Genomic DNA, 11,935 nt, shown 5'->3' on the forward strand with positions numbered 1-11,935 from the left:
GTGACGAAGAAACAACTATATGGAAAATTACTGGCTGTATTAGTGGGTGGCTTATTGGTATGCAGTGCATGTCACCACACTGATACGTCAGGTGCTGAAATATCTCTTGAGAAAATGAACGGCTTCCCTTCGGGGAATGCCGCTTTTCTCAAGGGAGTTTCTGCTTTATATGCAGGAATAACAGAAGACCGTTTAATAATGGCAGGTGGATGTAATTTCCCGGATATTCCTGTTGCCGATGGCGGAAAAAAGGTTTTTTATAATGAAGTTTATGCTACACCTTTATCATCAGATACAGCCTTCCGGTGGAAGCAAGTTGGCTTTTTGCCTGTAGCATCGGCGTATGGAGTAACTATTTCTACACAAAAAGGGTTAATTTGTGTTGGAGGAACTACTGCTGATGGTAGTATATCTGATGTATTTCTTTTATCTTTGCAAGAAGACGTCTTGGTAACTGACACTTTACCTTCTTTACCCATGACTATCGATAATATGGCAGGTGCTTTAATAGGTGATTTGCTTTATATCGTAGGAGGAAACGTTAATGGTGTTCCCTCTGCGGATATGTATTCGCTTGATTTGTCAAATATGGATAAAGGATGGCAGAAAGAGCCCGGTGTGCCCGGCGAGCCGAGAGTTCAACCGGTGTGCGCGGCACAAGGGGGAAAACTTTATGTTTGGGGAGGCTTTGCCCCGGCAGCAGATGGGCGCGAAGCAACCTTGTCTGTGGACGGTTATGTATATTCGCCCGAGACGAGAGTGTGGACTTCGGTAGCGACTCCGGTCGATAAAGAAGGAAAAAGCATTTCATTGGGAGGTGGAGCAGCCGTTCCTTGGGGAGAAGAAGCCATTTTATGTATTGGCGGTGTCAACAAGGATATATTCCTGAAAGCTTTGCAGGGCATTTATTCGGGAAAAGAATATCTGTCACATCCGGCGGAGTGGTATCAGTTCAATAAGAATCTGTTGCTTTATTATCCTGCAAAAGATGAATGGAGCTCTTTGGGAGAATATGAACAGGGAGCACGTGCAGGAGCTGCTTTGGTTGCTGACGGAGTTTATGCTTATATAATTAATGGTGAATTGAAACCGGGTATTCGTACCAATGAAATAAATAGAATTAAAGAGAATAGAAAATGAGGAAACTTACACTATTGGCAAGTGTGGCGGTGAGCCTGTTGCTGGCGGGTTGCGCCAAGGAACAGAAAGAGACACTTTCTGTGATTCCCGTTCCATTGAGTGCAGACTTGCAGAAGGGTGCTTTTCAATTGAATGATCAAACAAAATTATGGATAGATGCACCTCAGGAGGATAAAACGAGACTGGCAGATTATATCGCCGGCTCTCCTTTTCAATTGGATGCTGCTTTGGAAGAAGTAGTCGACAATGTTGTCATTCTTCAACAAGTAGACCGTTTGCCGGATATTACTTCGTCCGAAGGATATGTGCTGGAAGTAACTCCGAAGCAGGTGAAAATCCGGGCTGCTTCGGGTGCGGGACTTTTTTATGGTGTGCAGACATTCCTGCAAATAGTGAATGAAAAAAAGGAATTACCGGTAGGAACCGTTACCGATGAGCCGCGCTTTGCTTATCGTGGTATGATGCTCGATGTTTCCCGTCATTTCTTTGATGTGAATTTTGTGAAGAAGCAGATTGATGCTTTTGCCTATTACAAACTGAACCGTCTCCATTTACATCTGACTGATGCGGCAGGATGGCGTATTGAAATAGATAAATATCCCCGTCTTACTGAGTTTGCTGCGTGGCGTGAATTCCCCACCTGGAAAGAGTGGTGGAACAATGGTCGCCAATACAGTGAAGAAGGTAGTGAGAATGCTTATGGAGGTTATTACACCAAAGAGGATATCCGTGAATTGGTAGCTTATGCCGAATCTCGTTATATAACTATCATTCCCGAAATAGAAATGCCGGCACATTCGGAAGAAGTATTGACTGCTTATCCCGAACTGTCCTGTACACATGAACCCTATAAGCAGGCTGATTTCTGTGTGGGCAATGAAAAGACTTTTGAGTTTCTGGAAAATGTACTGACGGAAGTGATGGAATTATTCCCGTCCGAATATATCCATATTGGTGGAGACGAGGCAGGTAAAGCATCTTGGCCGAGTTGTAAGTTATGCCAGGCACGGATGAAAAAAGAAGGTCTGAAAGATGTGAATGAATTGCAGAGTTATTTGATTCATCGCATTGAAGTATTTCTGAATGGCCATAACCGTAAACTGTTGGGCTGGGATGAAATTCTTGAAGGAGGACTGGCGCCTAATGCTACAGTCATGTCATGGCGTGGAACGGAAGGAGGTATGAAAGCAGTGGAATCCGGTCATAAGGCTATTATGACTCCGGGTGAATTCTGTTATTTTGATTCTTATCAAGATGCACCGGATTCGCAGCCCGAGGCTATCGGAGGCTATCTGCCTTTATCCAAAGTCTATTCGTTCAATCCTGTTCCTGATACATTAAGTGCCGAAAAGGTGGGACTGGTGTATGGTGTGCAGGCAAATCTGTTTACAGAATATATTCCGACACCCGAGCATGCTGAAATGATGATTTATCCCCGTGTTCTTGCGTTGGCGGAAGTGGCCTGGAGTGCACCGTCAAAGAAGAATTATGAAAACTTCCATGTACGGGCTTTAAAAGCAGTGGAAGAATTGAAAAAATCCGGTTATAATCCTTTTGAACTTAAGAACGAAATCGGTAATCGTCCCGGAGCTGATAAGCCTGTGGAACATTTGGCAGTAGGGAAAAAAGTGACTTATGGTCTTGATGCGGCTTATTATCCCGGATATGCTGCGGGGGGAGATACGGCCTTGGTCGATGGTGTCCGTGGCGGATGGACCTATGGTGATAAGCGTTGGCAAGGTTTCATTGGCAAGAAAAGAATGGATATTACGATTGATTTGGAAAAAGAAACGGAACTTCATTTTATCGGTGCAGACTTTATGCAGGTCTGCGGACCGGAGGTATTTATGCCTGCCGAAGTGATAATTTCTATATCCGATGATGGTAAAGATTTTACAGAATTGAAGCACATCGAGCATAAAGTAGTGAAAGATGATAAGGTAACTTTTACTAATTTTGGTTGGGAAGGTAATGCGAAGGGACGTTATGTACGTTATCAGGCAACTTCCGGCGAGTTTGGTGGCTTCTTGTTTACAGATGAAGTTGTAATTAAATAAATGACTATGATACGAAAACTGAGTATTTTGACCGGTGCCGCATTGTTTTCTTTGCTGACTGCAATGGCGCAAAAAGAACCGGCCGATTATGTAAATCCTTTTGTGGGGACTACTAATTATGGGACAACTAATCCCGGTGCGCTTTGTCCGCAGGGAATGATGTCGGTCACACCTCTCAATGTGTTGGGGGCTGTTCCCGAAAATAAGATTAACAAGGATAGTACCTGGTGGTCTACTCCTTACGAGTTTAATAATAAGTATATGACGGGATTTGCTCATGTCAACCTGAGTGGTGTGGGTTGCCCCGAATTAGGCTCTTTGTTGCTGATGCCGACCACCGGAAAGCTGAATGTTGATTTTAATACTTACGGAAGTGTGTACAGCAATGAATCGGCTACTCCCGGCTATTATACCAATGTATTGGATAAGTATAATGTGAAGTGCGAAGTGACTGCTACTCCCCGCACCAGTATGGCACGTTTCACTTTTCCGGCAGGACAAAGCAATATCTTATTAAATTTGGGTGAAGGATTGACAAACGAGAGTGGTGCTACAGTGCGTTTTGTCAATGACCGTGAGATTGAAGGAACCAAATTGCTGGGTACTTTTTGTTATAATCCGCAAGCTGTATTCCCGATATATTTTGTGATGCGCATTAATAAAGTTCCGGCAAAGCGCGGCTACTGGAAAATGATGCGTCCGATGGGTGTGGAAGCACAGTGGGATGACACGGCAGGCAAGTATAAACTTTACACTTCCTATACAAAGGAAATGAGTGGTGACGATGTCGGTGCATGGTTTACTTTTGACTCAACAGTGAGCGAAACGATAGAAGTCAGCATGGGGGTATCCTTTGTGAGCATTGAGAATGCACGTTTGAATCTGGAAAAGGAGCAACCGTTCGGAACCACCTTCGACAAGCTGCGTGCCGAAGCGCGTAAGATGTGGAATGATGACCTTTCACGTGTCACAGTCAAAGGCGGAACTGAAGAACAAAAAGGAGTATTCTATACAGCCATGTATCATACCCTTATTCATCCGAATATCCTTCAGGACGTTAGCGGTCAATATCCGCAGATGGAAGGTGATAAGATTCTGACTACCAACCGTAACCGTTATACTGTATTTTCATTGTGGGATACATACCGCAACGTACACCAACTGATGACATTAGTGTATCCTGAGCGCCAGATGGATATGATTCATACCATGCTCGGCATGTATAAGGAACATGGATGGTTTCCCAAATGGGAACTTTACGGACGTGAGACACTGACAATGGAAGGCGATCCTTCTATTCCGGTTATCGTGGACAGTTGGATGAAAGGTCTTCAGGACTTCGACATCAACTTGGCATATAAAGGAATGTATAAGTCTGCCACTACTCCGGGTAAGGATAACCTGATGCGCCCGGATAATGATGACTATATGGCAAAGGGATATGTGCCGATGGAAAGCCAATATGATAATTCTGTTTCACATGCCCTGGAATATTATGTGGCAGATTATGCGTTGTCTACTTTGGCTGAAGAATTGGGAAAGAAAGAAGATGCCAAGTTGTTCCGCAAACGTTCCATGGGTTATAAGAATTATTTCTGCAAAGAGTTTGGTACTCTTCGTCCCATTACGAAGGAAGGCAGATTTTATGAACCGTTCGATCCCAAAGAAGGAGCAAACTTTGCACCCAGTCCCGGTTTCCATGAAGGAAATGCATGGAATTACACATTCTTTGTTCCTCATGATATTAAAGGGCTGACAAAATTGATGGGCGGTGACAAGAAGTTTGTAGATAAGCTGCAAAGTGTGTTCGATGAAGGAAATTATGATCCCGCCAACGAACCCGACATTGCTTATCCGTACTTATTCAGCCGTTTCAAAGGCGAAGAATGGCGTACCCAGAAATTGGTAAAAGAGTTGTTGGCCAAACACTTTACTACCAAACCCGACGGTATTCCCGGAAATGATGATACAGGTACTATGTCTACATGGGCTATCTTCAGCATGATGGGATTGTATCCTGATTGTCCCGGTGTACCCGAATATACATTAACTACTCCGACTTTTGATGAGGTAACTATTAAGCTTGATCCTGAATATTGGGGTAAAGATAAACTGGTTATCAAAAAAGAAGGCCATGGAGATTACATCAAGGAAATCAGATTAGGAAATAAGAAAGTGAACAAATACCTTATTTCTCATGATGACTTGATAAAGGCGGGAGAGATTACTTTTGTTGTTACAGACCATATCAATAAATAAGAAAAACTATGAATACTAAACGATTTTTATGTGCCGCATTGGGAGCTATCTGTTCCCTTGCTTTCATGCAAGCGCAGGTAAGAACCGAGCAGACCTTTGAAAAAGGGTGGAAGTTCACTCGTGAAGACAATGCAGACTTTGCGAAGCCCGGATTTAATGATGCCAAGTGGCAGAATGTCACCGTCCCTCACGACTGGGCTATCTACGGGCCATTCAGTATAAATAATGATAAGCAGGAGATGGCAATTACCCAGGACGGACAAACAGAAGCAATGGAACATGCCGGACGTACCGGCGGGCTTCCTTTTGTGGGAACAGGGTGGTATCGCCTCAATTTTGATGCTCCTTCTTTTGAGAAAGGCAAGAAAGCTACATTGATATTTGACGGTGCCATGAGTCATGCCCGTGTATATATCAACGGACAAGAGGCAGGATACTGGCCTTATGGCTATAATTCGTTTTATGTGGATGCCACTCCTTATCTGAAACCGGGAGAGAAAAACGAACTGGCAGTCCGCCTGGAAAACGAACGTGAATCTTCACGCTGGTATCCCGGGGCAGGATTGTATCGCAATGTACATTTGGTGGTGACAGAAGATGTACATATTCCCACATGGGGAACGGTTATCACAACTCCCGTTGTAGAGGACGGTTTCGCAAGAGTTAATGTGAAGACCGATTTAGTGATGCCTGAAGGAAAAAACGTCGGTAATTACCGCATTGTAACTGAAATTCTGAACCCCGAAGGAAAGAGAATTTCTTCGGATGACAGACCGGGAGATAAACTGGACGGGAATTTCTTTAATCAGAATTTTGTTGTGTACCGTCCTTCTTTATGGTCGCCTGAAAATCCGGCATTGTATACCGCAGTTTCCAAAGTATACGATGGAGAGACATTGAAGGATGAATATACGACTCGTTTTGGTATCCGTACATTGGAGATTATCCCTGACAAGGGCTTCTTCCTGAATGGTAAACTGACAAAATTCAAAGGCGTTTGTAATCACCATGATTTAGGTCCTTTGGGAGGAGCGGTAAATGATGCGGCCATCCGCCGCCAAATCCGTATCTTGAAGGATATGGGCTGTAACGCTATCCGTACTTCTCACAATATGCCTGCTCCTGAACTGGTAGAGGCGTGTGATGAAATGGGTATGATGTTGATGCCGGAATCATTTGATGAATGGAAATCGGCAAAAATGGCGAATGGCTATCACAAGATATTCGATGAGTGGGTTGAGAAAGACCTGGTAAATCTTATTCGTCACTATCGCAATAATCCGAGTGTTGTGATGTGGTGTATCGGTAATGAAGTGCCCGACCAATGGAATGGAAATAACGGACCTAAACTTTCACGTATGTTGCAGGATATCTGTCATCGCGAAGACCCGACCCGTCCGGTCACTCAGGGTATGGATGCTCCAGATGCTGTAGTCAACAATAATATGGCGGCTACTATGGACATAGCCGGATTCAATTATCGTCCCCACAAGTATCCCGAAAACTATAAGAAGCTGCCGCAACAGATTGTTTTGGGCAGTGAGACTGCTTCTACTGTCAGCTCTCGCGGTGTGTATAAATTCCCTGTGACGCGTCAGGCCATGAAGAAGTATGACGACCATCAGTCTTCATCATACGATGTGGAACACTGCGGATGGTCTAACTTGCCCGAAGACGACTGGATTTGGCATGATGACAAACCATGGGCTATCGGAGAATTTGTATGGACAGGTTTTGATTATCTGGGCGAGCCGACACCTTATTATACTGATTGGCCCAGTCACTCTTCTTTATTTGGCATCATTGACCTTGCCGGTCTGCCGAAAGACCGTTACTATCTCTACCGCAGCCATTGGAATAAGGATGAAGAGACTCTTCATATCCTTCCTCATTGGACATGGCCGGGACGGGAAGGAGAAGTTACTCCGATTTTTGTCTATACCAACTATCCTTCGGCAGAAGTGTTTATCAACGGTAAGAGTCAGGGTAAGCGTACCAAAGACTTGAGCGTTACTCCTGAAAATAGTGCTGATTCAGCATCTACAGCCAACTTTAAACGCCAGCAACGTTATCGCCTGATGTGGATGGATACGAAGTATGAACCGGGAACAGTAAAAGTAGTGGCTTATAATGACAAAGGAGAAGCTGTTGCCGAAAAGGAAATTCACACTGCCGGCAAGCCCGACCATATCGAACTGGTAGCCGACCGTAACGAAATCAAGGCAGATGGTAAGGACTTGTCATTTGTAACTGTAAGAGTAGTAGACAAGGACGGTAATTTGTGCCCTGATGCTCAACATCTTATCAAATATTCGGTGAAAGGGGCAGGAACTTATCGTGCCGGAGCTAATGGCGACCCTACATCAATAGAGCTTTTCCATCTTCCACAGATGAAAGTTTTCAATGGAATGATGACCGCCATTGTCCAAAGTACCGATAAGCCGGGCGAAATAACATTGACCGCAACCGGTAAAGGACTTAAATCAGGTAAGTTGGTTTTAATGAGTAAGTAAAGAGATTTGTTTAAATTCCCTCTATCTGTGCCCCGCTTGATTTTATTAAGCGGGGCTTTTTATATTAAAATAGTTAGAAAATAATTCGGGATATCTGCAGTTAGCTCTGAAAAAGTTGCTAAATTTGTTCCCATATTTAATATGCTGTTTAGAAATCTTAATATTTTATTACTATATTATGTTGACCCAAATCATAAACGCGAAGATACTTACCCCTCAGGGATGGTTAAAGGACGGTTCGGTCCTGATGCGTGACAACAAAATTTTAGAAGTAACAAATTGTGACCTGGCTGTTATCGGAGCTGAACTGATTGACGCCAAAGGTATGTATGTAGTTCCCGGCGGTGTGGAAATCCACGTTCATGGCGGTGGTGGCGGAGACTTTATGGAAGGTACCGAAGAGGCTTTCCGTACAGCTGTTAACGCCCACATGAAACACGGTACTACCAGTATTTTCCCAACTCTTTCTTCATCTACCGTGCCGATGATTGAAGCGGCTGCCGAAACCTGTACCAAGCTGATGGCAGAGCCTGACAGTCCGATACTTGGTCTTCATCTTGAAGGACATTACCTTAACATGAAGATGGCAGGCGGCCAGATGCCTGAAAACATAAAAGACCCGGATCCGAAGGAATATATCCCTATTGTAGAGAAGTGGGGCTGTATCAAGCGTTGGGATGCTGCACCCGAATTGCCGGGTGCCATGCAGTTTGGTAAGTATATCACAGGAAAAGGCATCTTGGCTTCTGTGGCACATACACAAGCCGAATATGAAGATATCCGTGCAGCCTGGGAGTCCGGTTATTCTCATGCTACACATTTCTATAATGCGATGCCGGGCTTCCATAAGCGTCGTGAGTATAAATATGAAGGTACAGTAGAAAGTATCTATCTGATAGACGATATGACAGTGGAAGTGGTAGCCGATGGTATTCATGTTCCTCCTACTATCTTGCGCCTGATATATAAGATTAAGGGTGTGGAACGTGCTTGTGTTATTACCGATGCTTTGGCATGTGCCGCCAGTGAAAGCAATGTAGCTTTTGACCCTCGTGTCATTATCGAGGATGGTGTGTGCAAATTGGCCGACCGTTCTGCTTTGGCAGGCAGTGTGGCTACCATGGACCGTTTGATCCGTACCTTGGTGCAAAAGGCAGAAATCCCATTGGAAGATGCTGTCCGTATGGCTTCGGAAACTCCGTCCAAGATTATGGGAGTATATGACCGCAAGGGCTCACTTCAGAAAGGCAAAGATGCCGATATCTTGATTCTTGACCAGGACTTGAATATCCGTGCCGTATGGGCAATGGGCAAGCTGGTAGAAGGAACTTATACTTTGTAAGAACCGGCTGAATAAGAACGGAAACAGGACTTTATAAAATCTCCTTTCACACCAAACGGATTATAATTCTATTGATTTACAATTTGTTACGGTGAAAGGAGATTTTCTTTAATTATAAAAACAATGCATTATGAACAAATATTTCTTTAGGTTTTCATTCTATTTTTTCATGGCAGTTCAGTGGTAAAACCACTGTTATGTTTGTTTCATCATGATAGATGAATCAGCTTTTAGTATTGCATAATATATCTTCTTCTATCTCTTCTGTTGTTTCTTCATGGTATTCTTTGTAAATAACCCCTTCGTTCAGATAGTGGATAATATCACATATTTCCCTTAGCGAGGCAATGAGATGTGAGGAAATTATCACCGTCTTTTCTTTTGCTTTCAGTTGCCGGATGAGTCTTTTCATCAGGATACATCCCTTCAAGTCCACCCCATTGAACGGCTCGTCAAGAATAAATACGTCATTGTCTTGCAACAATAATGCCATAAATCCCAGTTTCTTTTTCATTCCGGTAGAATATTCGGCAGCATACCTGTCAAGGGGCAGTTGGAAAATTTCATTTAAATGTTGAATGGTGGGTGTATTGACCGGCAGACCTTTGGCCTTCATACAGAATTCCAAGTGTTCAAGACCCGTGATTTGGGAATAAAAGAAGCTGGATGCAGACAGATAACCTGTTTTTAAAGTTTTGCTTTTGGTTATGCTTCCGGTATAATCATAGATTCCCATTATACAATTGAATAAAGTAGTCTTTCCGGCTCCATTCTCGCCCACCAAGCCATATATTTTTCCGGGGTGATACTCCAAATGAATGCCGTTTAATACTTTGACCTTACCGAAACTTTTATGTAAATCATTCACTTCTATCATAATAATCTTTTTAAGTGTTTGTGCGCATGGCAGGTCAGCAATGCTGTAAGTGCTATGTCGGATATTAAAATAATTGGAACAAAAAGAGAGCCTAAATAAAAAGGCATTAATATACTTAATTGCACAATAAACAGCAATAGGGGGGATGGGATGATATGGCGCAACATACCGATGCCAATGGCATAAATTAAGGTGGCAGTATAATAAGATAAGAAAAAGAGGATTTCATCTTGGTCATAGGTAGACGCTATAAGCGCTAAGCTGAAAGGAATGGAGGTGATGAAAACATTCCATGCTATGCTTTTTAGTTGGAAAAGGCATAAAGTCTTGAAATTTTTGAAATGAAGAAGATATCTGTTGTCCATTGTTTGCAGATAGCCTGATGCCTGTACCAATCCCCATAGTATGAGACATATTTTGTTTATTTTTATATTTCCGTGTACGGCTCCTGCGGTTGCAAAAAGAAAGAGTAGGATATAGACCCAAAAAGATTGGCGGAACATTCGTATATATTCATAACTTCCTTTGTAAAGAAAAGGAAGACGGACAGGCTTGTGTTCCGGTTTTATTTCTTTCAGGAAAGGTAATAAGACGGCGAACAGCCATAAGCCGATAGCGTCGGTAAATTGTCCTTTTATTATTTCTATTCCGGCAAAAGGTAATGCGATTAAGGCGTATTCTTTTATCAGGAACACAGAAAGATGGGGCGTTAAAGTGCGTAAAAACTCTTTGTCTTTCCGGACATTATGATAACCGGCTAATAAGAGAACGCATACCACAGGAATAGCGAAACGGTTTTCTGCCAAGAATAATATCATGATGGCAGCCACCGTTAAGATGGTAAGGAAGACTATTCTGAAGATACCCAATTCTATAACTATTCTTCCAAAATTTTTCAGACGAAGCAGCAGATACAGTTGAAACATAAAGTGCTTTTTTATTTTGATTGAGGGTACAAAGGAATAAAATATCCGGCTAAGTACCCTCTGTATTTAAAGTAGGTATTACAGGTCTGTTCTTTCAAATGCAATGATTTGTAATTTTCTTGATGTAGCAGGCTGGATTACTTTTTGCGGACGTTAAAGCATTTGTCGAAAAAGTCTTTTTTATTTTTCCATGAAAAACTACTGTCCGGTCCTTTCCATATTTCAGGAAATATCTTTTTAGTGAGTTCCACCTCTTCTTCAAGAATCGCAATATTATCAGTCATCAATGCCATGTTCAGTGCGCGGTTGATGCGGGAACCGGCATACCTGAGGCTGTCTGTAGCATATTCTTTTATGAGGATGGCATAGGCGGAATCGGCAGACCGATAATTTTTTTGGGCGGTAAGGCTGTCTCCGAAATAATCTTCAAACATCGCTTTCATTGACCATAAGTCGGCATTGAGGGTGGATTGTTTTTCGGCTTGCCGGAGTACAGACAGAATCTCATGGTACTTTTTGCAGACTGATAAATAACTGATTCTTCCCACATATACTTTTATATTGGTAGGGTCAATGGCTAACGCGCTGTCAAGTTTGGCCCATATTTCCTTGTCGTTTATAGATATATGTTCACTGTCATTATTAAAGAAGAAAGTGCTGTCTAAAGGAGGCAACCATAGGTTCCTCGCTTCTGCTACCAGACGGTTGGCTTCTTGGGTGTGGAAGTTTTCTTCGGTAGTCACGGGGTTGGAATGGTGTTTGCATGAAACAGTAAGGGTCAATAATAAGCCAAGTAAAATAGTGGTTTTCATCAGTCTGTG

Annotated in this window: 8 protein-coding genes; 5 read left to right on the plus strand and 3 right to left on the minus strand. The window is 42.9% G+C overall.

The genetic code is table 11. The annotated features are described in order from the left end of the window. From HMPREF1534_RS16650 to nagA, 5 genes are all read left to right on the plus strand, one after another. A complete protein-coding gene (locus tag HMPREF1534_RS16650) occupies positions 1-1,140 on the plus strand; it encodes a cyclically-permuted mutarotase family protein (RefSeq protein ID WP_005936504.1) in 1,140 nt (379 codons plus the stop codon). Next, positions 1,137-3,197: a glycoside hydrolase family 20 protein gene (locus tag HMPREF1534_RS16645; protein WP_005936507.1), complete on the plus strand. Its 2,061-nt coding sequence runs from the start codon at positions 1,137-1,139 to the stop codon at positions 3,195-3,197. The genes HMPREF1534_RS16650 and HMPREF1534_RS16645 overlap by 4 nt, the downstream gene beginning before the upstream one ends. 6 nt (positions 3,198-3,203) lie before the next feature. Further along, on the plus strand, positions 3,204-5,456 hold the full coding sequence (locus HMPREF1534_RS16640) for a GH92 family glycosyl hydrolase (protein ID WP_005936510.1): 2,253 nt from the start codon (positions 3,204-3,206) through the stop codon (positions 5,454-5,456). An 8-nt stretch (positions 5,457-5,464) separates the two neighbouring features. After that, positions 5,465-7,969: a beta-galactosidase GalB gene (gene galB, locus HMPREF1534_RS16635; RefSeq protein ID WP_005936513.1), complete on the plus strand. Its 2,505-nt coding sequence runs from the start codon at positions 5,465-5,467 to the stop codon at positions 7,967-7,969. Between the two features lie 178 nt (positions 7,970-8,147). Beyond that, positions 8,148-9,311 (plus strand): N-acetylglucosamine-6-phosphate deacetylase, encoded by a 1,164-nt coding sequence (nagA, locus tag HMPREF1534_RS16630; protein ID WP_005936515.1) that lies wholly within the window; start codon positions 8,148-8,150, stop codon positions 9,309-9,311. Positions 9,312-9,534: 223 nt separating this feature from the next. Here the strand turns inward: nagA and HMPREF1534_RS16625 are convergent, their stop codons facing one another. The 3 genes from HMPREF1534_RS16625 to HMPREF1534_RS16615 form a co-directional block, all read right to left on the minus strand. Further along, entirely contained in the window at positions 9,535-10,188 is a 654-nt protein-coding gene (locus HMPREF1534_RS16625) for an ABC transporter ATP-binding protein (protein WP_005936518.1), read from the minus strand. Further along, positions 10,185-11,114 (minus strand): hypothetical protein, encoded by a 930-nt coding sequence (locus HMPREF1534_RS16620; protein WP_005936521.1) that lies wholly within the window; start codon positions 11,112-11,114, stop codon positions 10,185-10,187. The genes HMPREF1534_RS16625 and HMPREF1534_RS16620 overlap by 4 nt, the downstream gene beginning before the upstream one ends. 137 nt (positions 11,115-11,251) lie before the next feature. Further along, a complete protein-coding gene (locus HMPREF1534_RS16615; protein WP_005936524.1) occupies positions 11,252-11,926 on the minus strand; it encodes a hypothetical protein in 675 nt (224 codons plus the stop codon). Positions 11,927-11,935: the final 9 nt, after the last annotated feature.

Origin of the sequence: Phocaeicola massiliensis B84634 = Timone 84634 = DSM 17679 = JCM 13223 (genome assembly GCF_000382445.1) — a bacterium.
Lineage (GTDB): Bacteria > Bacteroidota > Bacteroidia > Bacteroidales > Bacteroidaceae > Phocaeicola > Phocaeicola massiliensis.